Source organism: Arcicella sp. GW822-FHT02H01 (assembly GCF_058802005.1).
In genome coordinates, this window is record NZ_JBXANT010000001.1 from 86,165 (window position 1) to 107,730 (window position 21,566).

Genomic DNA, 21,566 nt, shown 5'->3' on the forward strand with positions numbered 1-21,566 from the left:
AGTGAATATTATCAGCTATTCAGCCTCAGTAATCATTTAACCTTATCACTATGCGAATCGTCAAAATTGTTGTCGCTATCATTGCATTACTTTTTATTGGTTACCATTCTATCGAAATCAAAAAACTAGATGAGGTAAAAAGAGCCTCCGCTGAAAAATTTGATGCCTTAGGTTTTGCCCGTAATTTTTTACAAAAAACACTTCCACCAAGTTTTATTAAAGCACCCGATGTAGTTACGCTGTTAGATGCATTGAAAACAGCGCCTAAAGAAGCATTTCAAAAGATGTCGAATGCCGTAGCCATTGGAAATATCAGGTATTTTTTGGTGAAGGGACAAGGACACATCACTAAGATTCAAGATGATGAAGTACAGGTATTATTAACCAACAATAATCAACCTGTCAGCATAACGCTTGCTACAGAATTTATTTATGGAAATGCCATTCGTGATGCAGCGGGTGTATTTGATATTAAGCCGTTTACTAATACTACAGACATCAATAATATTTCATCTGAGATTAATAAAATCATTAGAACAGAGCGAGTACCTGCTTTTAGAAAGCAAATCAAGGTAGGAGATACTATTCAGTTTGTAGGAGCTTTAGAAATGAATCAAGAGTATGTTAATCTTCAGCATATTGAGATTTTGCCCATAGAATTTAACAAAATATAAAGTTCAATGACATTATCGGCCAAAAATATCACAAAAAGGTTCTCGGGTGTTACTGCACTTGATACTGTTTGTATTGATTTACAAGCAGGAAAAGTAAATGCCATTATCGGTGAAAACGGAGCGGGGAAATCAACATTAATGAAGATTTTAAGCGGTGTTTATACCGATTATGAAGGGACTATTTACCTACACAATAAACCTGTAAAGTTTACCAATACCAAAGAAGCCGAAAATGCTGGTATTGCTATCATTCATCAGGAATTAAATATGATTCCTTATTTGAGTGTGGTTGAGAATATTTTTTTGGGCAGAGAAGTAATCAATGCTTTCGGACTGTTGGACAAAGCTTTTATGCTTAAAAAAACACAAGCCTTATTACAAAAGCTTTGCCTGAATATCGACCCCAATACACCCGTAAGAAACCTTAAAGTTGGCCAACAACAGCTTATTGAAATTGCTAAAGCACTGCTGGTAGATGCCAAAGTAATTATCATGGACGAACCTACGTCGGCCATTACTGGGGCGGAGGTAGATGTTTTGTTTAAAATAATAGATTCTTTAAAAGCAGAAGGTAAAGCCATTGCTTATATCTCACACAAACTGGACGAACTCTTTAAAATAGCTGATACCTACACCGTTTTGCGGGATGGAAAAAGCATTGAATCGGGAGAGATGAGTACTGTAACTCGCGATAATATCGTTTCAAAAATGGTAGGACGCGAATTGGTGATGATTCCTAAGAAAAAGCAAGATAACAATAGAACAGAATTATTAAGGGTAAATCATCTAGGAATAAAACATGAGTCGTTTAAGAAAAATGATTTATTGAATGATATTTCCTTTGTATTGCATAAAGGCGAAATCTTAGGCATTTTCGGGTTGATGGGAGCGGGCAGAACAGAACTATTTGAAGCCATTTTTGGCTTAGCTCCTCGCAAAGTATCTGGCGAAGTATTAATGGAAGGTCAGCGACTTCACATTCATTCCCCTGCCGATGCCGTAAAAGCAGGTTTGGCACTGGTAAGCGAAGACCGAAAGAAAGATGGTATTGTGCCAGAGTTGAGCGTTAAACAAAATATTTGTATTACCACGTTGCCAGATTTATTAAGTAATGGAGTATTGGATAATAAAAAAGAGAATAATCTGGCGGATAAATATATCCAAGAATTAAGGATAAAAACCTCCTCATCTGATCAGCTCATTAAAAACCTAAGCGGAGGAAATCAGCAAAAGGCTATCCTCGCCAAATGGTTAGCTACCAAACCGAAAGTATTGTTGCTAGATGAACCAACGCGCGGTATAGACGTAAATGCCAAAGCAGAAATTTATAAGCTTATCAATCAACTAGCAGAATCGGGTTTGGGTATTATCATGATTTCATCTGAATTGCCAGAGATTTTTGCTGTAAGCGACCGAGTAATTGTATTAAGCGATGGAAAGGTAACGGGCGACTATGCAATCAATGATGCATCAGAAGAGATTTTATTAAAAGCAGCCATTGCCTAAGTGATGAATTGTGAACCTAAAACTGTCATTGCTTAATATACAAAAAGCCATAAACATGAATTTAATTATTCAAAAAGAAAAATTGTACAAATTGCAATCGCTCATTGCCCTATTTGTGCTATGCATCATTATTAGTATACTATCAGATAAATTCCTGACGGTAGCCAATGGATGGAATGTGTTAAGACAAATTTCTGTAAATATCTGTATTTCTGTCGGGATGACTTTGGTAGTACTTACGGCAGGGATCGACCTATCGGTTGGGTCTATTTTAGCATTATGTGGTGCCATTACGGCAGGCTTATTAAAAAATGGGATAGAGATTACTTCTCAGAATATATTGATAAGTTTTACTCTTTTAGGGGCTATCATTGTAGGATTGTTTTTTGGGGGAATGTTAGGTTTTTTTAATGGCTGGGTTATTACCAAATTCAAAGTTCCTCCATTCGTAGCTACCTTAGCCATGCTTACGATGGCTCGTGGACTTACCATGCTGTGGACGAAAGGTTTTCCTATCAGTAATTTAGGAGCAAAGTTCGATTATATTGGTACAGGATGGTTTTTAGGCGTACCAGTACCTGTTTGGATAAGTATTTTTGTAATCATCATAGCGTTGATTCTTACGACAAAAACCCCGTTAGGACGCTACATTTACGCTATTGGGGGAAACGAAAATGCAGCTAGATTATCAGGCATTAAAATATATAAAATTAAACTGATTGTCTATACCCTAGCAGGAGGCTTGGCTGCATTAGGAGGATTGATGGTAACAGCCCGACTGGATTCTGCCCAACCTAATGCAGGAACAGGTTATGAATTAGATGCCATTGCGGCAGTAGTAATCGGTGGTACTTCTTTATCAGGGGGGCGAGGCTCTATTTTAGGGACTGTCCTTGGTGCAATCATCATTGGGGTGCTTAATAACGGACTAGTACTACTCAATGTATCGCCTTTCTGGCAACAAGTAGTAAAAGGGATGGTGATACTATTAGCAGTAATCATCGACCGTGCTAATGCTAAAAACGACTAACTCCTATGCAATATATACTTGCTATCGACCAAGGTACTAGTAGTACCAAAGCATTGATTTTTGATGAAAAGACTAACGTAGTAGCTAGGGCTTCTGAAGTCCTACAAACCCAATATTTAGTAGATGGTTTTGTAGAGCAAGACCCAGAAGGAATTTTTGAGAATGCCATGACTGCCGTAAAAAACTGTTTAGCTCAGTTTGTGGCAAATGGCGGAGACTTAAAAGATATAAAAACTTGTGGGATTAGTAATCAGCGAGAAACCTTTGTGTTGTGGGATGAAAATGGCAAACCATTGCACAATGCAGTAGTTTGGCAATGCAAACGTTCTGTACAAGTATGTGATAGATTGAACCAAGCAGGTTTGGCTAACACCATTAAAGAAAAAACAGGTTTATTAATCGACCCCTATTTTTCGGGAACTAAGCTTATTTGGTTATACGAAAATAATCCTACAATAAAGCAAGCGATAGACGAAGGCAAAGCTTTTTTCGGAACGATAGATACGTGGTTATTGTATAAACTTACTGACGGGAAAGTTTATGCCACCGACTATACAAATGCTTCGAGAACATTATTTTTTAATCTCCATAGCCTTATATGGGATAAGGAGTTATTGTCAAGTTTCAATCTTTCAACAATCAATCTGCCCGTAGTTAAAGCATCTTCTTCAAATTTCGGTACAAGTACTTTTGGTGGAATTTTTGAGACACCCATCAACATTTCTGGTATGATTGGCGATAGTCATGCAGCCGCTTTTGGAGAAGGATGTTTTGAAGCAGGTACTGCTAAAGCTACTTTAGGGACTGGCTGTTCTATCTTGATGAACATTGGCGATAAACCACAGCCTTCACAACATGGCATGATTACGACCATCTGTTGGAGTACAGAAGGAAGAATAGACTATGCCCTTGAAGGTGCTATTGTAAGTTGTGGTGCAACCGTAGAATGGGTTAAAAATGAGTTAGGCCTATTTGCCGAAAGTAAACAGACCCAAGCAATGGCTACGGCTGTTGAGGATAATGGAGGTGTTTACATCATCCCTGCCTTTAGTGGTTTAGGAGCGCCCTATTGGGACATGAAACGTAAGGCATCCATTCATGGGTTGACATTTGGTACTAATAAAAATCATATCGTTCGGGCGACATTGGAATCTATTCCTTTTCAGATAAAAGATGTAGTAGTAGCCATGGAGGAGGATTCCCACATACATTTACAAGAATTGATGGTAAATGGTGGAATGACTTCTAATGGTTTTGTATTAAGTACAATATCCGATTTACTAGGTATTCCCGTAGTAAATAAAGGAATGCCCGATGTATCTGCTTTAGGAGCAGCTTTGATGGCTGGTTTAGGAATCCAAATTTTTGATTCAGTAGCATCTTTAAAAGCCTTGTTTCAAAAACCACAGTCGGTATTGCCTCAGGAACAAAATCAAATTAAAATTCATAAAGCCTTTAAGGCTTGGAAAGAAATTATTGAGTAAGACTCCTAATTCCTTCACTCCCTCTTTATACATACCTTGATTTTCTTAAATAAAAGTAAGAAAATAGGGTATGTATTTTATTTTTCCTCTCTTTCTTCAAAATGATATGTTATTTAATCTTTTATGATTAATCGATTAATTTATGATAGTTGCTGTATGATTTTTTATAATAACGCTTGATAAAGAAGTCTTAAATATACAGTTGTAATGCTATCAATTGTTTTCTAAAGATTAATCTTTCTAATTCATTGAACTTGAAAATACGCTCCGTTACTTTACCAATTTCAGTTTTACCAATGATTGCACCATCAATAATTTCAAAATTGTCATTCCATGAATCTTTTCTTGGATTGAAAAACCTAACTAAAATATCTTGTTTAATGATGCTAGCAATATCGCTTCCTTTCGCATGATTGCAATCTGGACAACAATAAGCTAAGTTATTGAGGTAAGAATTGCCTCCATGTTTTATACTAATGATATGGTCGATATGAAAAGAGAAAAAAGAAACCTGTTCGGGTTGGAGACAATATTCACAATGAAAATTTGCACGCAGAGCAACTTGGTTTTTAATATGTGTAGAAATGGTTTTTCTCATACTGATAAAAGTTTTAAAGCACGAGCCTTGGCTAGTCCGATAATTCGATTTATCACAAGATAGTGGTCAAGTTCCTCTTTTTCAACATGGCTTAATCCTGATTCTATTTGTTTATCTAATAAAAAATCAAGACGCTTTTGATTGTTTGGAGTAGGTTGAAAGGCTATCACCTTGCTTGGATCCATGCTGGCGATAAAATCGGCAACATCATCATAAATCGTTTGAGATGATTTCATAACAGTAAAGACATTTTTTGTCAAATATAATTTATTGATTTATAAAATGAAGAAACACACACAATTTTTTATCATGCTGCTTTCAATCTTTCAAGGGAGCATTTTTGCGCAATCACATTATCCCGGTCAGCATACTGATAAATTTGCTTTGCAGGACAAACTAAAACCTGCATTATACAGCTTTAACCTATCGGATGTCAGACTATTAGATGGACGATTCAAAGAAAATATGCTACGAGAACAACGTTGGCTTTTGTCGATAGACGTCAAGAGACTATTACATAGTTTTCGCAATAATGCAGGTATTTATGATGCTAATGAAGGTGGATATTTTGAAGTGAAAAAATATGGAGGTTGGGAATCACTGGATTGTGATTTACGAGGACATTCTACGGGACATTTGCTTTCTGGACTTTCATTGATGTATGCACAGACAGGCGATGAACGCTTTAAAGCTAAAGCAGACAGTATTGTCGCTGGATTGGCAGTTGTGCAAAAAGTATTAAATCAAGACGGTTATTTAAGTGCTTTTCCACAAGAATTAATTAATAGAAATATTGCAGGTCAAAAAGTGTGGGCTCCTTGGTACACTTTGCATAAGATACTTTCTGGACTAATCGACCAATATCTATATTGCAATAATCCGCAAGCATTAGAAGTCGCCCAGAAAATGGGGGGGTGGGCTTATCAAAAACTCCAAACTGTAACTCAAGCACAACGTGCGCTGATGCTTCGCAATGAGTTTGGAGGAATTAATGAATCTTTTTATAATTTATACGCCATTACTGGAAAAACTGAATACAAATGGCTAGCTACATTTTTCTATCATAATGAAATGCTAGATCCATTGAAAGAAGGGAAAGATATTTTAGAAAAGAAACACGCCAATACTTATATTCCTAAGTTGTTAGGAATGACGCGTGAGTATGAGTTAGAAGGACAAGGGCAGGGAGATTCGATTGCTACTTTCTTTTGGAATACGGTTATCAATCATCATTCATTTGCAACGGGAAGTAATAGCGATAAAGAAAAATTCTTTAAAGCAGACGCCCTTTCAGAACACTTGACGGGCTATACAGGCGAAACGTGCAATGTTTATAACATGCTTAAACTGACTCGCCATTTGTTTTCCCATACTGCCGATATAAAATATGCCGACTATTACGAAAAAGCACTTTTTAATCATATCCTTGGTCAACAAGACCCACAGACAGGCATGGTCGCCTATTTTTTACCCATGTTGGCAGGGGCACACAAAGTGTATAGTACCCCAGAAAACTCTTTTTGGTGTTGTGTAGGCAGTGGATTCGAAAACCATGCGAAGTATGGAGAAGCCATTTATTACCATAGAGCCGATGCTCTTTATGTAAATTTATTCATTGCTTCAACCCTTAACTGGAAAGAAAAAGGCTTTAGCATTAAACAGGAAACCGTTTTCCCTGAATCTGGTAAAACTGTGTTTACGATTGAGTCTGCTCCAAATCAGTTACTTACTTTAAATGTTCGTTATCCGTCATGGGCAACTGGTGTTAGTGTTTTGGTGAATGGTAAGCCTTTGAAAATTAAGCAATCTGCGGGGAGCTACCTTTCAATTGGTAGAATATGGAAAGCCAATGATCGTGTAGAAATTACATTTCCAATAACTTTGACTACACAAGCTACCAGTGATAACCCTAATAAAGTGGCTATATTATACGGACCAATAGTATTGGCTGGCGAAATGGGAACGGCTGAAATGGAAGCACCTGCTCCTTATTCTAATCCATCACTGTATAACGACTATTATACATTCAATTATAAAGTCCCTGCTGGCTTAGTACAGGCATTGAACTTAGACAAAAGCAATCTAAACAATACAATAAAACCTCTCACTGGCAAACCGTTGACCTTCAAAACCTTAAATGAAAGCATTACGCTTCGCCCTTTATACGATATTCACCGCGAGCGATATGTAGTCTATTGGGATGTAAAGTAGGGAGTATCATTTCACTAGCTACACAATAGTAAAACAATTAAGGAACCTGTGAAAAAAATATAAGCATATTAGAATAAGCATAATTAACTAATGCTAAAGCACTAAAAGTAGGTACTATTTTGTACTTGTTTTTAATGTTTTAGCATTTTTTTGTGATACTTGCTACCTCTTTTACTATTTTTTACCCACATTTTGTAGAGTTATTTGCTCAAATGTCCTCCTGAATGTTAGTTTTCTACTACTGGTATAAATGTTTTAACCTCTTTAATGTAACCTATAAAACAATAAGAACATGGAAAAAGCTGATAAAGTAGATAAAGAAATGCGTTCTGATATTAAAGCACAAAAAAGAACGAAAGCAGGCAATATGTTTATCTATACTGTTTTAATTGGGATTGTGTTAATCTTAATTTCTATAGCAGGGGGATATTGGTCCACCTCTGATAACGACGGCCAGCACAATATGGGTAAAGTTACCCCTAAAGACACATTGATTTTAAATAAATCAGACACTGTTAAATAATAAAAATCTATAAATAAAAGTAAGATCATGGCAACTACAAAAATTGAAACTACGAAAAAGAAAGTTAAAAAAGAGGCTGCAGAACATAAGGCTGAAACTTTAGAAAAAAAAGGAGCTGTAGCAAAAGCAGAAGCTAAAGAAACAATTGACGATATAAAATTAGGAGCTTTGAATCTAGCTGAAAAAGCAGCTGATAAGTTTGAAGAAGTAAAAGCTAAAGTAAAAAAAGCACTTTAATTGACTGAGATTTTTCAAATTATTCATTAAACCTACTAAAAAAGAATCAGGAGCGTTAACTATCACTGATTCTTACCATTAATGATGCAAAATCAATATGAGATTCTCTTGAAAGATCTGAATGAACTAATAGAGATTAACTATAATCGTATCGAAAATTATAGGAAAGCAGAGCAGAACATGGATGGAGGGGATTTGAAAAATCTCTTTCACGGAATGTTAAATGAAAGTGAACACTTTGCGGAAGCATTGGCTGAACATGTGGTGAAATTTGGAGGAGAACCTGCTACGTCAAGTACATTAATAGGTAAAGCTCATCAAATTTGGGTAGATTTTAAAGCTTCGATTGTATCGAATAATCGAGAAACTATTTTAAATTCTTGTGAATCGGGCGATAAAGCTACGCTAGAGACTTATGAAACCGTATTGGCTTCAGATAAAGTACAAGCCTCGCCTGATTTGTCACAATTATTGAAATCACAAATTTCTTCAATTACAGAGTCATTAAAAATTATTCAGTCATTGAAGAAATCACAGCATCATGCAAAAGCAGAGCAGGAGGTATTAGACAATCAACAAGAAGTATTAGATAAACCAATGCCAGTATCATAATTTTTGATTTGTTGACGGAAAATGCCATGACATTGTTATGGCATTTTTGTTAAAATGCCAAACAAAAATATTATACTGTTCATTATACCAAATCAATAAAATTATGAGAACGATAAATATGTATACCAGAAGTATTAGCAAAATAGTTTTGTTATTACTTGTTTTAGCGCCAAGCTTTTATTCATGTAATTCTTTCAAAAAGCTTAATAATGCTCAGCGAGGTGCCATTATTGGTGCTGGTACTGGTGCAGCTATGGGTGCTGCTATCGGACGAAAATCTAATCCTGCTGTTTATGCCATTGTTGGTTCAGCCGTCGGAGGAATTGCAGGTACATTTGTCGGGAAATACATGGATAAGCAAGCTGAAAAGCTAAAGAAAGATTTAGATGTAGTAGCGGATGTGGAAAGAGTAGGAGAGGGCATCAAGATTACGATGAAGTCGGGAGTATTGTTTGATTTTAATTCATCCAAAATTAATCCTAGTGTAAATGATAATCTAATGAAGTTTGCTGAAACTTTGAAGCAGTATCCTGATACAGAAATTTTAGTAGCTGGTCATACTGACAACGTAGGTACAGAGGCTTATAACATGAAATTATCTCAGCAAAGAGCAGATGCCGTAGCAGCCATCTTGAAAGCTAATAACGTATCAAGAAGTCGTTTGACGGTGTTAGGTTATGGCGAGAAAGATCCTGTGGCAGATAACACGGTAGAGTCGGGCAGAGAGCAAAATAGAAGAGTAGAATTTGCTATCGTAGCTGACGACAAATTGAAAAAAGATGCTACTAAGGCTACTGGTAATGAAGTTAGTAAAAAATAGAATTTCCTCTTTGGGTATATAGCCCAAATCAAGATATGTTAAGTGTTTAAAATAGAATTGCCTTTCACCCTCATTTTTGTAGATTGATGGGCAATTCTGTTTTATACTTCAGCAAGTTGCTAGTTTATTACAAAACACTTGTAATATAGTTCCCCGCCAAAACAATTCAACGAAATATTTTACCTTCAAGTTGTTAATCAATAAAGAGTAAATAGTTGAATACAAACTACTTCGAAATTCTGCAATTCAACATAATAAAAGTCTTACCTATTGCTCAAGGAGCAATATCACTACACAAATACCTACTTGTAAAATTCTTAATGTAACATTGGCATTGGCCATAAAAATTAAAGACGATTACAGTATTGTCTTCCCAACACACGAGTACGAGGCATCAGCCTAGAGGGGGAATATCAGCAAATAAACTTATTGAAAAACCCAAATCTTATGAAAAATAAAGAATTAAAGAATCACGAAGTAACACTAGCAGCTGGAGGAGCTTTGTTTTTAGTATTGATGCCAATTCTTTTATATAAAAACTATCATCAAAAAAAGAAGTTGATTAAACAGCTTGAAGAACAAAACAGAGATATTCTTCAAGAGAATGAGTATTTAGAAGAATTAATATTAGTGCGTAATCGTATTTTTTCAATCATTAGCCATGACCTACGAGGCCCAGTAAACTCAATAAAGGGAATTGTAGATTTTATGATTGAAGAAGAAATGAGTGAGGAAGAAAAGAGCTTTTACATTGAGAAAATCTCTCAAAGTCTACACGCTACCTCACATTTAGCCGATAGCTTATTGTATTGGGCAAAAAGCCAAATGAACGGTGCGCAAGTAAACCCTTTGTTATTTGATATACAGGGTATTATTCAGCAAAATGTTTCATTGATTTTAACAAGGGCTACCGAAAAGCAAATAAAAATAGTTACTAAACGAGGCAAAGAACCTCAGTTAGTTTTCGCAGATTCAACAATGATTGATACTGTTATCAGAAATATCGTTGAGAATGCCGTGAAGTTTTTAAATGCAGGAAATAGTATTATTATTACTACAAAACAAGAGGAGGATAAAGTAATAATATCGATTAAAGATGACGGACAAGGAATTCCCTTGGAGGCTCAATCTAAGATATTTAATAAAGATACTACTTATACAAGTTATGGCACGGCTAACGAGAAAGGAAGTGGGTTAGGGCTGCTGTTATGCAAAGAACTTGTTGAGAAAAATAATGGGACAATATGGTTTGAAAGTGTGCCCGAGCAAGGAACTACTTTCAGCTTTACTATTCCATTGAATGATGAACGATAAAGCCAGCTTATTTTTACATATAAATATTATAAATCGGTATCAAAAAAAATAAAATTGCCCTTCAACCTGACTTTTCTGGATTGATGGGCAATTTTCTTTTTTCGACTCTATTACCTGTTTTGGCTCATATTTTGTTTGAATAAAATAGCTTAATTTGGCAACAAAACAAGCTAGCATCGAAGAGTATCTCTAAGAATTTTAACCAATAATATGCTTGATTTACCAACCACTAATTATTGTTAAAGAAACATTTTAAGTCTTTTTATCACTTGAAATAATATTGGCATTATAATATATATGAAGAAAGGGACATTTTGTGTGCTAGAGATTTATAGCAAATACACAAGTATAAAGGATTTAGTTACTATTATTGGATTTATAATTTATGCATCTTCACTTTCCTTTGCTCAATCAGACAGGCTGAAACTTTTAAATGATAGATTGAGTGCCGCTAAACACGATAGTGACAGAGTAAACACTTATTACGCCCTCTCAAGATATTACTGGAATAAAAATTCAGATAGCTCACTTTTTATGGCACAAAAGTCACTGGATTTAGCCAAGAAAATCCATTTTGACAAAGGTATTGCTTTAGCCTATCTTACTAAAGGGGTATCATTGGTTTCAAAGGGAAGACTACCAGAAGCACTAGAATGCCATTTTCGATGTCTACGCATTAGTGAAAAGTTAGGATTGACAGGGCTTTCGGGAAATGAATATAATAATATAGGTATTGTTTATTCGGATATGGAAGACTACGACAATGCCTTGTTTTATTACAAAAAAGCTTATGCGATAGCCCTTAAACAAAATGACCCGACAAAGTACGCTACATTTAGCCTTTTAGTAAATATGGGCGAAATCTTTAAATATAAAGGAAAACCTGATTCAACTATAGCCTATAACAAAAAAGCTTTGCCCATTGCTCAAGGAGTAAATGACACCCTTGGTACTACTATTACGCTCTATAATATAGGCGAGAATTATATAGCCCTCAAAAACTACATATTAGCTGAACAATATCTCAATAAAGCATTGGCATTAGCAATAAAAATCAAGGATGATGAAGATATTGCCTATTGTCATAATGCGTTTGCGCTTATTTATTATTACACGGGTAATTATAAATTAAGTTTACATTTTGCCAATATGGCTTTAAAAGAGAATAAGAAACTAGGTATTGATGAAATATCAACTCAGATATATAATACTTTGTATCTGAATCATCAAAAATTGGGGAATTATAAAGAAGCGCTAGTTTTTAGAAATATTGGAATAGCTTTAAAAGATAGTCTAAGTGGTGTCGAAAAAACTAGAGCCATTACCAGAGTGCAGTCGAGCTATGAGCTTGAAAAGAAACAACAGCAAATAGATTTACTGAATAAAACTGCTCGTATCAAGCAAGGAGAATTAAAAAACCTTGAGTTAAAGCGAAATCTGATAGCTGGAGGAGCCTTGCTTTTATTAATGATAGCCGTCCTTTTATTTAAAAATCATCATGAAAAGAAGAAATTTATCAAACAATTGGAGGAACAAAACAAAGATATTATTGATAAAAATGAACATTTAGAAGAGTTGATACTTGTGAGAAATCGAATTTTTTCAATTATCAGTCATGACCTCCGTGGACCTGTTAACTCAGTTAAAGGAATGATAGACTATTTGATTGATGAGAAAATGGTTGAAGAACAGGAGTGGTTTTATATTGGACAAATCTCTCAAAGTCTTCATGCTACATCCAAGCTATTAGATAATCTTTTATATTGGGCAAAAAGCCAAATGGATGGTATGCAAGTAAATCCGATATTGTTTGACATACAGCAAATAATCCAGCAGAATGTTTTATTAATAGAAACAAGGGCTACAGATAAGAAAATAAAAATAGTTGCTGAAAAGCGACAAGACCCTCAATTGGTTTTTGCAGATTCAACAATGATAGATATTGTTATTAGGAATATTGTCGAGAATGCTGTGAAGTTTTTGAAAGCATGCAATAGTGTTGTTATTACAACAGAAGAAAAGGAAAATATGATTATTGTATCGATTAAAGATGATGGACAAGGAATTCCATTGGAGGCTCAATCAAAAATATTCAATAAATATACTTCATATTCAAGTTTTGGTACAGCCAAAGAGAAAGGAAGCGGTCTTGGGCTCTTGTTATGCAAAGAACTGATTGAGAAAAATAATGGAACAATATGGTTTGAAAGTGTGCCCGAACAAGGCACTACTTTCTACTTTACACTACCATTAAGTGAAATGTAAAATTAGCTTTCTTAAGAGCATCATTTATCGCTCTTAAGAAAGCTAATGTATAAACACCACTCTTTATTCTACATAAAGAACCAACCCTTTTAAATAACTCCCTTCTGGGTGAAAGAAATTAACAGGATGGTCAGCAGGCTGTGTAAGGTGATGTAATACTTTGGCTTGTCGCCCAGCTTCTAAAGCAGCAGAAACGACAGTATTATAAAATAGCTCTCTGTCAACTACCTGCGAACAAGAAAATGTAAATAAAATACCACCCTTTGCTAATCTTTTGAAACCTTCAGTATTCAATCTCTTATACCCTTGAATAGCGTTATGACGCGTAGCTACGTTTTTAGCATAAGCAGGAGGGTCAAGTACGATTAAATCATAAAACTGGTCGTTAGCTTTCAAATACTTCATTACATCTTCAGCATAAGCCTGATGATTTAATCCTTGAAAATTGTTTGCTTCGATATTTTGAGTAACCAAGTCGATTGCTTTCTGAGAAACATCTACTGAATGTACTAATTCAGCTTCTGCTCCCAAAGCATACATCGAAAACCCACCGGAATAACAGAATGAATTCAATACTTTTTTGCCTTTTGAATATTTCGCTAACAAGGCTCTGTTATCTCTTTGGTCAAGGAAAAAACCTGTTTTTTGTCCAGTCTCCCAGTTAATCATAAACTTAAAGCCATTTTCAAGCACAGGATGTGGTACTGTACAAGCACCAAATAAATACCCATTCTGAACAGTTGAGGCAAACTGATTTGGAAGTGTTTCGTGCGATTTATTATAAATGGCGATTAATTTATCACCATATACTTTTTGTAAGGCTACCGCAATTTTCTCTTTTTCAAGGTACATCCCGATGCTATGGGCTTGAAAAACGGCAACGCCATTGTAGAAATCAATGATTAACCCTGGGCAACCATCCCCTTCGCCATGGATTAAGCGGTAACAATTAGTAGTTTCAAAATCAATTAATTGACGTACCTGATAAGCCTTTTGGATTTTATCAAACCAGAAGTTTTCATCAGAGTTAGTTTCTTGAAAAGAAAATATTTTTACAGCGATACTTCCCTCATGATAATGCCCAGTTGCCAAATAGTTTTTGTGCGAATCAAACACATCAACGGCTTCCCCATCTGTAGGACTGCCAATAATTTTTGCAATTGCACCCGAAAAAATCCAAGGGTGAAAACGTTTCACAGGGTTTTCTTTGCCTGCTTTTAAAATAATTTGTGATTTCATACCACAAAATTACAGATGAAAATCGTTTTAATACTTATTAACCCTTCATTTTCAAAGGAATCAATTCTCATCTCTTACTTTAAAAAGTTTTTGAAGCCATGTTTGTTGTTCTTTTTCATCGGCTTGTTTTTCTTTAGCAGATGGTACAAACTGTATGTTGCTTAAATCTGGCTGACCAGCATCTATCCAAGCAGTGTACCAAAAATCACCAGTCATTTTGATAGACCTTCTCATTTGCCTTTCTACTTGTCCACTCAACGCTTCATGGTATTTTCTTGAATAGTCTTTCGCATACTTCTTGACATTTTGCCCGTTGTGCTCTTCGATATTATATTTTTTACTCGTATTAGTGGAGGCGTTTAAGTGTTTTTCAAAGGCAAAAACGGAATCTAAACAAGCATTTGCATTGCTGACGGCTTCCCATGTTCGTTTACTGATAGATTTTTCATAAGTAGCCGAGCCTACTAAAAAATCGTAGTTATTAGCAAATAATTCTGGTAATCGAGATTCCCAAAAACCATGAATACCGACTTGATTAGTTTTTTGTCCGTTATAATTAGACGAAGTATGAAGTGGCACATTGGCATCAGCGATATAATGACCAATTTCAGCAGAGACTTTAAGAATCTTTTGAGCATTTTTTTCTTCAAATGCCTTCGTCAGTTGAAACTTCATGAACTGAATATGCCAAGGAACGATACCATGTTTGAATAAACTATCTTCTGAAAACTTTTCAACAGCGTCATTCCAGTAATGTGGGAGTTTGTAAATGGCACTATCACCATAGCTATCTAAATCAATGTAGTGTTTTGGCGCTTCATCCTGTACAGCATACCTCCGACGGTCGGGAGCGACCGAATGTTCTACAATATAATATAAGTTTGTTTTGTAGAAAGAAATCATCTCGGGTGGTAAAGTAAAGATAGCTAACTGATTAATGCGTTGATGTGCAAAAAATCCCCACTTTATAGCTTTATGAGCATTCAGGTAAGGTTTTGGGTTAGCATAGCCTCCACTTTTAAAAGCAAATGAAGCTGAAATGTTGAAAAATAAACATAAAAATAGGAGTAAAAACATTTTTCTCATGGCGATATACTTTAGGTATAAAAAGCTAATTCTAGCTAATTTGAAAGTTTTTGTAAATATGCACTTGTATTATCTTAAAAAAGATGTACCTTTGCACCTCAATAATAGAAAATCAGAAAACCAATATTATTCGGGAAATAAACATGGCAAATCACAAATCATCTTTAAAAAGAATCAGAGCAAACGAAGCAAAAAGATTACGTAATCGTTATCAGCACAAAACTACACGTACAATGGTGAAGAAATTGCGCTTGACACACGATAAAGTAGTTGCTACTGATCTTTATCAAAAAGTTTCTTCTGCTCTTGACAAATTAGCTAAGAAGAACATTATTCACAAGAACAAAGCTTCTAACTTGAAATCTAAGTTAGCAAAGTTAGTGAATAAAATAGCTTAATATAGCTTTGAAATATTCATAAAAAAATGACCTTTCTGAAAAGATGGGTCTTTTTTTATGTCTAAAATTTTGCAATAAAATATTTTAGTTTTAAATTAATCTTTATAAAAGATTGTTTCTACTGAAATACGATAATAGTTGGTTTTGCCAAAAAAATAATAAAATACATACACTATATTAACGCTATAAAACTTAACACCTATGAAGTCCTACGAGAATACCCATCTCAATATCAAATCTTGGGCAGAAGAAGATAGACCTCGTGAAAAACTACTTATCAAAGGCAAAGCTGCCTTATCAGACGCTGAATTGTTGGGTATTTTAATTGCTACAGGCATTCAGAACATGACAGCCATTGATATTGCCAAAGTAATACTCCAGAGTGTAAACAATGATTTAAATCAACTAGCGAGGCTCTCTGTAAAAGATTTAGCGAAGTTTAAAGGAATTGGCGAAGCAAAAGCCATTACGATAGTAAGTGCCTTAGAACTAGGGAGGAGAAAGAAAAATACAGAGAAAACAGAACGCCCAAGGATTAAGTGTTCGGCTGATGCTTATGAAGTATTAAAACCCTACCTGACAGATTTACAACATGAAGAGTTTTGGGTTATCTTACTCAACCGTGCCAATGATGTAATAAAATGTGAAAGAGTAAGCATTGGTGGCGTATCTGGCACTATTGCAGACCCTAAAATGATTTTTAAAGTAGCCTTAGAACATTTAGCGAGTGGCATTATTCTATCGCACAATCATCCTTCGGGTAATTTAAGTCCTAGTCAGGTAGATAAAGACCTTACACAGAAATTAAGAGCAGGAGGACAGCATCTAGACATACCAGTATTAGACCACCTGATTTTTACCGATAAAAAATACTTTAGTTTTGCCGACGAAGGGATGTTGTAACGAATCTACTTTTTCCAGAACATTATTGTTTCTATTAAACTTTTACGATTACCTTTTTCATAAAAACAAGCATTAGGAACAGTAGGAGGTTTTCTGAAAATAGGAATGTTAGCACCAAAGTATAAATCTAGCCCACGAGGTGTGCCGATATTTAGCATACTTCCAAGATTGTCAGTACCCACAAAAACGGGACCTATACGAGCAGACAAGCCAAATGAAAAGGTGCTGTAATTATCTAACAATGCAAAAGGCATAGCCACTTCCGCCCATTTAGTTTCCCACCTAGGGGTTACAGCTAATAACGACGGAGATTTTGTACCAATAGAATTATCGCTTCTTAAAGCGTGCGTCCAAACGCTATTGATATAAATATTGTTTTTGTAGTGATAATCAAAATTTACACTGAAAGCTGTGGGCAAACTAGTGTGAAATAATGACTGTGCTTGCTCTTCATTGAGGTTTAAAGAAGCATTAATACGGTCAATGCCATCGTCAAGTCCTTGTACTTTTTTATAATCTTTTGAGTTAAAAACTTTATTAGTAGTGTTTATATCCCAGTTTCTTACATAATTAGGATTGGAATATTTAAGTCCGCCAATATCCAATAATGAAACGCCTACTCGAAACTGGTATTTGTTTTTACTAGGATCTAATTTCAACACACCTTTTTCACGATAGGTGAATTTACGTAAATCAGGACGAAACTCATACACAATACCAATATCTAAGCCCCAACCACTACCAGCAGATTGATTTCCCAAAATCCATCCGGGACTGATTTTTGCATTTTCAAAAGCTTCATTTTTGGTATAACCATATTGAGCCACAAGACTATTAATCCTTAATAAACGTTCGGTACGGTTGGTTGGGTCGGATATAATGTCATAATTAGCTTTGTCTATCATCATGTGGGCAGAATACAAGCCCACTAATCGCTTAACCGTAAGACCAACTTTGACAAAGTCTTCGTCTTCGCTCAGTAATACTTGTCCAAAGCTAAGCCCAAATTCAACAAAGCTATTGGCGTTGAAAGTAGTACCGTTTAGATTAACCAATTGGTTTTGGATATCTTCGTTTTTAATATTTGTACGGATTAATTCAGAAAATTGGCTTTCCATGCCTGTAAAATTAATGCCTGTTCGGACGCGTGTCAAAACAGCAACAGATTGTCTGTTATTCAAGTTGATTAAAGCAGAAGGTCCTCTGAAATCATCAATGGTATGTAGGTGTTTAAGTCCACTATTTTGATTAGGCGCTAAATATTCGTCCTTAAAAAGAATGTTGTTGTTAGCAGGATTTCTATATTCAGTTGGAACAGTATTACTGAATAGTTGTAAGACAGAATAGGGAGCCCCCCAATTGGTGAAGTTATTTGTTAAAAATAAATCATTACTTGCTAAGTTAATATATACTTTATACCTAGAGTCAACTACATTGGCAGGATTAGTATAAACGGAATTAGTACCAGCATAATTACTTCCAGAAATACCTAACCATTGTTGTGCCACCACTCCGAAAGAAGAAAATAAACATATTAAAAAAGAAAGTTTTGATCTAAGCATTTTAGTGGTTTTGTCTACTTGGCTATTACTACAAAAACGGTAGCGGTAATAAATTAATGGTTAAATAATTTTGCAAATATACCGCTAATACAAATTACTTATTAGCTACACAGATTTTAGTGCAAAAATATTTTGATTTGGCGTTAAAAGACAAACAGTTCAATTTAATATTAGAATATTTACATAATTTACTATTTATGTTTTATTAAACTGTAATTTTTTGAAAAAATCTTAGAAACATCACTTTTAAACGATAAATTTGTGAGGTTTTGCTTACGGAAATAATGATATTTGTTATTTCTGTAAACTAAATAACTACTATTAACCAACTTTACTAAAATACAATCTTTACCAACATGAAAAGAATTGCAGTATTTACTTCAGGAGGTGATGCACCAGGTATGAACGCTTCGATTAGAGCAGTCGTTAGGGGAGGGCTACATCATGGAGTCGAAATTTTCGGAATAATTCGTGGATATAACGGAATGATTAAGGGAGATATTATTCCACTTAATTCTCAATCTGTAAGTAATATTATTCAGCGTGGTGGAACGATTTTGAAATCTGCGAGAAGTAAAGATTTTATGACTCCCGAAGGAAGAAAAAAAGCGTACGAACAGTTGAAATCACACGGTATTGAAGGGCTAGTCGCTATTGGCGGAAACGGGACTTTCACAGGCGCTGAAATTTTTTATAATGAATTCCAAATTCCAACAGTTGGCGTACCAGGAACAATTGATAATGACCTTTTCGGAACAGATTTTACAGTAGGATATGATACAGCAGTAAATACTGCTTTAGATGCAATTGATAAAATCAGAGATACTGCTGATTCGCACGATAGAGTATTTTTTATTGAAGTGATGGGACGTGACTCTGGTTATATCGCTATTCAGTCTGGTATTTCGGGTGGAGCGGAATCAATCTTGATTCCAGAAGAAAGGCAAACTGTAGAGGATGTAGTTGAAACATTGAAAGCAGGCTTTAATAAGAAAAAAACATCTTCAATCGTCATTGTAGCAGAAGGCGATGAAGAAGGTAATGCTGCTGTTATTGCAGACCGCATCAAGAAAACGATTGATATTCCTGTTGATATTCGTGTAACCAACTTAGGACACATTCAAAGAGGAGGAAGCCCAAGTGCTGCTGATAGAATATTAGCTAGCCGTTTAGGGTTGGGTGCCTTGGAAGGACTTTTAGCAGGTCATAAAAATGAAATGGCAGGTATCGTAAACGATCAATTGGTTTACACACCTTTCCATGATACTATTACAATGAAGAAAGTTATCAATACAGATTTATTAAGACTTGCTGGGATTTTGAGTAAGTAGTGTTGACTTAGCATTAAAAAGGGTTTTGGCATTTTTGTCAAAACCCTTTTTGTTTTTCAATTAACAACCTAATCCTATAAACCAAATAAAATTTGTTAATGTATTTAACCTCTTATAAATTTGGCTAATGAATAATCATAGTTTTTTTATTTGTCGCAATCTTGAAAATACAAAACAGAAAAATGAGATCTTTTATCAAAACCCTATTAATCATCATAATCTCTATCACAAACTTTAAAGGGACTGCTCAAAAAAAAGACGTATTCAAAGCTAAAGTGGTTTACAAATCCAAGGATTTAATTATCACTCAAATTGCTAAGAATTCTTTTGAACATACCTCATTTAAACAAACGAATGATTTTGGCTATGTTCCTTGTAATGGGCTTATCGTTAGAAATAATAATGAAACAGTTGTTTTCGACACGCCAACTAACGATAAAAGTGCAGAGGAGTTAATTAAATGGATAAAAGGAACGCTTCATTGTAAAATGAACGCAATTATTCCAACTCATTTCCACGACGATTGTCTGGGTGGTTTAAAAGCATTTGATGATAATGATATTCCTTCGTATGCCTATTTCAAAACAATTGAATTGGCCAAAGAAAATAATTATGTTCTTCCCAAAAATAGCTTTAAGGATTCTCTTATTTTAAAAGTTGGCAAGGAGCATATTGTTACAAAGTTTTTTGGAGAAGGACATACAAAAGATAACGTAGTTGGTTATTTTGCAAGCGATAATATTATGTTTGGTGGCTGTTTAATTAAAGAATTAGAGGCAGGTAAAGGCTATTTAGGCGATGCCAATGTTGCTCAATGGTCTAGTACAGTTGAAAAAGTTAAAAAACAATATCCTAATGTAAAAACTGTTGTTCCTGGACATGGAGAATATGGCAACAAAAAATTACTTGATTATACCATTAAATTATTCAACCCTTAGCAATACCCTAAAACCCTATAAACACAATATCCTAATATCTCATGGATTAAATGATAGCCTTCATAATAAGCACCTTCGCTGGGTACAATCAGACTACTAAAAGTAAACACCCTTGCTTTTGACTTGAAGGCTGTACTAAAAGGTGTAACTGTCAATCCTGCTTTTTCAAAACAGTCTAACGAGCGTCTCATGTGAAAAGCTGAGGTAAATAATAGATATTTTTTGCCAAGTTCAGGCTTTTTACGAAGTATTTCAGCAGTATAAGTAGCATTTTCACGGGTATTTCTAGCTTTGGTTTCTAAGATAAGGTCTGTTTTCTTTACACCTAACTCTTCTAATAATTGTGCGGTTTTCAGGTTTTCATCCGAAAAATCAGTTCTGATAATTGTCAAATCAGTATTGCCACCTGTGATAAGTATTTTCTTTATTTTGCCTTGTTTATATAGCCGTAGAGGTTGGATAAATCTATCAGCCGTTTTATCGACAAAAATTTGCTGAGTAGTTCCTTCTTTATTGCTAATCATTCCGCCAGTTAGAATAATACCGACATCATAAGGCTCAACAATAGTTTCAGGAGAAGTAGCAGGAGTCTCCCAAAGCATAAAACCTTCGTTGACGATAAAATCATTGCCAAATACAAAAATCATGACTAACGTACAGATTAATAATTGCTTTTTGCGTTGAGGGTTCTTGGTGAATATTGCCCAAACTAATACAAAGATGGTCAGAGAAAGAGGCATTAGTACGTAAAAAAGTACTTTAGAAAGAAAGTAAAACATATTGAAAGAAAGGTATGTCTGTTTAAGAATAAAAATCGTTAATAAACTTTAGTAAA

21 protein-coding genes are annotated in these 21,566 nt (G+C 35.0%); 15 read left to right on the forward strand and 6 right to left on the reverse strand.

The genetic code is table 11. The features are described 5' to 3' along the window. The first annotated feature begins 50 nt into the window (after positions 1-50). Genes AC1RNE_RS00335 through AC1RNE_RS00350 form a run of 4 tightly spaced genes read left to right on the forward strand, consistent with a single transcriptional unit; the run spans position 51 to position 4,694 of the window. Positions 51-674 (forward strand): DUF2291 domain-containing protein, encoded by a 624-nt coding sequence (locus AC1RNE_RS00335; protein WP_492799074.1) that lies wholly within the window; start codon positions 51-53, stop codon positions 672-674. A gap of 6 nt (positions 675-680) precedes the next feature. Beyond that, the gene (locus AC1RNE_RS00340; protein WP_492799075.1) at positions 681-2,180 is read left to right on the forward strand and encodes a sugar ABC transporter ATP-binding protein; all 1,500 of its coding nucleotides are present in this window, start codon (positions 681-683) and stop codon (positions 2,178-2,180) included. Positions 2,181-2,235: 55 nt separating this feature from the next. Further along, positions 2,236-3,210: an ABC transporter permease gene (locus tag AC1RNE_RS00345; RefSeq protein WP_492799076.1), complete on the forward strand. Its 975-nt coding sequence runs from the start codon at positions 2,236-2,238 to the stop codon at positions 3,208-3,210. Positions 3,211-3,215: 5 nt separating this feature from the next. Then, positions 3,216-4,694, forward strand: a complete 1,479-nt coding sequence (locus AC1RNE_RS00350; RefSeq protein ID WP_492799077.1) for an FGGY family carbohydrate kinase — start codon at positions 3,216-3,218, stop codon at positions 4,692-4,694. Positions 4,695-4,884: 190 nt separating this feature from the next. On the opposite strand, the gene AC1RNE_RS00355 is transcribed toward AC1RNE_RS00350, so the two are convergent. Both AC1RNE_RS00355 and AC1RNE_RS00360 read right to left on the reverse strand, forming a co-directional pair. Next, positions 4,885-5,292, reverse strand: a complete 408-nt coding sequence (locus AC1RNE_RS00355; RefSeq protein ID WP_492799078.1) for an HNH endonuclease — start codon at positions 5,290-5,292, stop codon at positions 4,885-4,887. Then, positions 5,289-5,528 (reverse strand): hypothetical protein, encoded by a 240-nt coding sequence (locus AC1RNE_RS00360; RefSeq protein ID WP_492799079.1) that lies wholly within the window; start codon positions 5,526-5,528, stop codon positions 5,289-5,291. The genes AC1RNE_RS00355 and AC1RNE_RS00360 overlap by 4 nt, the downstream gene beginning before the upstream one ends. 73 nt (positions 5,529-5,601) lie before the next feature. Between AC1RNE_RS00360 and AC1RNE_RS00365 the strand changes: the two genes are divergently transcribed. The 7 genes from AC1RNE_RS00365 to AC1RNE_RS00395 all read left to right on the forward strand — a co-directional run bounded on the left by AC1RNE_RS00365 (position 5,602) and on the right by AC1RNE_RS00395 (position 13,274). Next, positions 5,602-7,503: a glycoside hydrolase family 127 protein gene (locus AC1RNE_RS00365; protein WP_492799080.1), complete on the forward strand. Its 1,902-nt coding sequence runs from the start codon at positions 5,602-5,604 to the stop codon at positions 7,501-7,503. 292 nt (positions 7,504-7,795) lie between these two features. Continuing rightward, positions 7,796-8,026, forward strand: coding sequence for a hypothetical protein (locus AC1RNE_RS00370; RefSeq protein WP_492799081.1), 231 nt, complete (start codon positions 7,796-7,798; stop codon positions 8,024-8,026). 27 nt (positions 8,027-8,053) lie between these two features. Next, positions 8,054-8,263, forward strand: a complete 210-nt coding sequence (locus tag AC1RNE_RS00375) for a hypothetical protein (RefSeq protein WP_492799082.1) — start codon at positions 8,054-8,056, stop codon at positions 8,261-8,263. A 108-nt stretch (positions 8,264-8,371) separates the two neighbouring features. Then, positions 8,372-8,875, forward strand: coding sequence for a ferritin-like domain-containing protein (locus AC1RNE_RS00380; protein WP_492799083.1), 504 nt, complete (start codon positions 8,372-8,374; stop codon positions 8,873-8,875). A gap of 103 nt (positions 8,876-8,978) precedes the next feature. Further along, positions 8,979-9,695 carry a YiaD family glycine zipper/OmpA-like lipoprotein gene (locus AC1RNE_RS00385; protein ID WP_492799084.1) on the forward strand — a complete coding sequence of 239 codons (717 nt, stop codon included), beginning with the start codon at positions 8,979-8,981 and terminating at the stop codon, positions 9,693-9,695. Positions 9,696-10,142: 447 nt separating this feature from the next. Next, positions 10,143-11,009 (forward strand): sensor histidine kinase, encoded by an 867-nt coding sequence (locus AC1RNE_RS00390; RefSeq protein WP_492799085.1) that lies wholly within the window; start codon positions 10,143-10,145, stop codon positions 11,007-11,009. A gap of 297 nt (positions 11,010-11,306) precedes the next feature. Continuing rightward, the gene (locus tag AC1RNE_RS00395; protein ID WP_492799086.1) at positions 11,307-13,274 is read left to right on the forward strand and encodes a tetratricopeptide repeat-containing sensor histidine kinase; all 1,968 of its coding nucleotides are present in this window, start codon (positions 11,307-11,309) and stop codon (positions 13,272-13,274) included. A gap of 63 nt (positions 13,275-13,337) precedes the next feature. Here the strand turns inward: AC1RNE_RS00395 and AC1RNE_RS00400 are convergent, their stop codons facing one another. Both AC1RNE_RS00400 and AC1RNE_RS00405 read right to left on the reverse strand, forming a co-directional pair. Beyond that, positions 13,338-14,513 carry a class I SAM-dependent rRNA methyltransferase gene (locus tag AC1RNE_RS00400; protein ID WP_492799087.1) on the reverse strand — a complete coding sequence of 392 codons (1,176 nt, stop codon included), beginning with the start codon at positions 14,511-14,513 and terminating at the stop codon, positions 13,338-13,340. 60 nt (positions 14,514-14,573) lie between these two features. Continuing rightward, entirely contained in the window at positions 14,574-15,599 is a 1,026-nt protein-coding gene (locus tag AC1RNE_RS00405; protein WP_492799088.1) for a zinc dependent phospholipase C family protein, read from the reverse strand. Positions 15,600-15,742: 143 nt separating this feature from the next. Here AC1RNE_RS00405 and rpsT point away from each other — a divergent pair, with 143 nt between their 5' ends. Further along, entirely contained in the window at positions 15,743-15,997 is a 255-nt protein-coding gene (gene rpsT / locus AC1RNE_RS00410; protein WP_309919933.1) for a 30S ribosomal protein S20, read from the forward strand. 201 nt (positions 15,998-16,198) lie between these two features. Further along, the gene (gene radC / locus AC1RNE_RS00415) at positions 16,199-16,900 is read left to right on the forward strand and encodes a RadC family protein (RefSeq protein ID WP_492799089.1); all 702 of its coding nucleotides are present in this window, start codon (positions 16,199-16,201) and stop codon (positions 16,898-16,900) included. 5 nt (positions 16,901-16,905) lie between these two features. Here the strand turns inward: radC and AC1RNE_RS00420 are convergent, their stop codons facing one another. Then, positions 16,906-18,462, reverse strand: coding sequence for a DUF5723 family protein (locus AC1RNE_RS00420; RefSeq protein ID WP_492799090.1), 1,557 nt, complete (start codon positions 18,460-18,462; stop codon positions 16,906-16,908). 356 nt (positions 18,463-18,818) lie between these two features. Between AC1RNE_RS00420 and pfkA the strand changes: the two genes are divergently transcribed. Both pfkA and bla read left to right on the forward strand, forming a co-directional pair. Further along, positions 18,819-19,793 carry a 6-phosphofructokinase gene (gene pfkA / locus AC1RNE_RS00425; RefSeq protein WP_492799091.1) on the forward strand — a complete coding sequence of 325 codons (975 nt, stop codon included), beginning with the start codon at positions 18,819-18,821 and terminating at the stop codon, positions 19,791-19,793. A gap of 182 nt (positions 19,794-19,975) precedes the next feature. Next, positions 19,976-20,731: a subclass B1 metallo-beta-lactamase gene (gene bla, locus AC1RNE_RS00430; protein WP_492799092.1), complete on the forward strand. Its 756-nt coding sequence runs from the start codon at positions 19,976-19,978 to the stop codon at positions 20,729-20,731. Here bla and AC1RNE_RS00435 read toward each other — a convergent pair. Continuing rightward, positions 20,728-21,510 carry a YdcF family protein gene (locus AC1RNE_RS00435; protein ID WP_492799093.1) on the reverse strand — a complete coding sequence of 261 codons (783 nt, stop codon included), beginning with the start codon at positions 21,508-21,510 and terminating at the stop codon, positions 20,728-20,730. The two genes, bla and AC1RNE_RS00435, sit on opposite strands and share 4 nt — an antisense overlap. Between the last annotated feature and the right edge of the window lie 56 nt (positions 21,511-21,566).

What these genes read in the sequence shown, in the direction of transcription:
- AC1RNE_RS00340 (WP_492799075.1), top strand. Translation starts at nt 681, where the DNA reads ATGACATTATCGGCCAAAAATATCACAAAAAGGTTCTCGGGTGTTACT.
- AC1RNE_RS00355 (WP_492799078.1), bottom strand. Translation starts at nt 5,292, where the DNA reads ATGAGAAAAACCATTTCTACACATATTAAAAACCAAGTTGCTCTGCGT.
- AC1RNE_RS00405 (WP_492799088.1), bottom strand. Translation starts at nt 15,599, where the DNA reads ATGAGAAAAATGTTTTTACTCCTATTTTTATGTTTATTTTTCAACATT.
- AC1RNE_RS00370 (WP_492799081.1), top strand. Translation starts at nt 7,796, where the DNA reads ATGGAAAAAGCTGATAAAGTAGATAAAGAAATGCGTTCTGATATTAAA.
- AC1RNE_RS00345 (WP_492799076.1), top strand. Translation starts at nt 2,236, where the DNA reads ATGAATTTAATTATTCAAAAAGAAAAATTGTACAAATTGCAATCGCTC.
- AC1RNE_RS00375 (WP_492799082.1), top strand. Translation starts at nt 8,054, where the DNA reads ATGGCAACTACAAAAATTGAAACTACGAAAAAGAAAGTTAAAAAAGAG.
- AC1RNE_RS00360 (WP_492799079.1), bottom strand. Translation starts at nt 5,528, where the DNA reads ATGAAATCATCTCAAACGATTTATGATGATGTTGCCGATTTTATCGCC.
- AC1RNE_RS00390 (WP_492799085.1), top strand. Translation starts at nt 10,143, where the DNA reads ATGAAAAATAAAGAATTAAAGAATCACGAAGTAACACTAGCAGCTGGA.
- rpsT (WP_309919933.1), top strand. Translation starts at nt 15,743, where the DNA reads ATGGCAAATCACAAATCATCTTTAAAAAGAATCAGAGCAAACGAAGCA.
- AC1RNE_RS00365 (WP_492799080.1), top strand. Translation starts at nt 5,602, where the DNA reads ATGCTGCTTTCAATCTTTCAAGGGAGCATTTTTGCGCAATCACATTAT.
- AC1RNE_RS00385 (WP_492799084.1), top strand. Translation starts at nt 8,979, where the DNA reads ATGAGAACGATAAATATGTATACCAGAAGTATTAGCAAAATAGTTTTG.
- AC1RNE_RS00350 (WP_492799077.1), top strand. Translation starts at nt 3,216, where the DNA reads ATGCAATATATACTTGCTATCGACCAAGGTACTAGTAGTACCAAAGCA.
- AC1RNE_RS00395 (WP_492799086.1), top strand. Translation starts at nt 11,307, where the DNA reads ATGAAGAAAGGGACATTTTGTGTGCTAGAGATTTATAGCAAATACACA.
- pfkA (WP_492799091.1), top strand. Translation starts at nt 18,819, where the DNA reads ATGAAAAGAATTGCAGTATTTACTTCAGGAGGTGATGCACCAGGTATG.
- radC (WP_492799089.1), top strand. Translation starts at nt 16,199, where the DNA reads ATGAAGTCCTACGAGAATACCCATCTCAATATCAAATCTTGGGCAGAA.
- bla (WP_492799092.1), top strand. Translation starts at nt 19,976, where the DNA reads ATGAGATCTTTTATCAAAACCCTATTAATCATCATAATCTCTATCACA.
- AC1RNE_RS00420 (WP_492799090.1), bottom strand. Translation starts at nt 18,462, where the DNA reads ATGCTTAGATCAAAACTTTCTTTTTTAATATGTTTATTTTCTTCTTTC.
- AC1RNE_RS00335 (WP_492799074.1), top strand. Translation starts at nt 51, where the DNA reads ATGCGAATCGTCAAAATTGTTGTCGCTATCATTGCATTACTTTTTATT.
- AC1RNE_RS00400 (WP_492799087.1), bottom strand. Translation starts at nt 14,513, where the DNA reads ATGAAATCACAAATTATTTTAAAAGCAGGCAAAGAAAACCCTGTGAAA.
- AC1RNE_RS00435 (WP_492799093.1), bottom strand. Translation starts at nt 21,510, where the DNA reads ATGTTTTACTTTCTTTCTAAAGTACTTTTTTACGTACTAATGCCTCTT.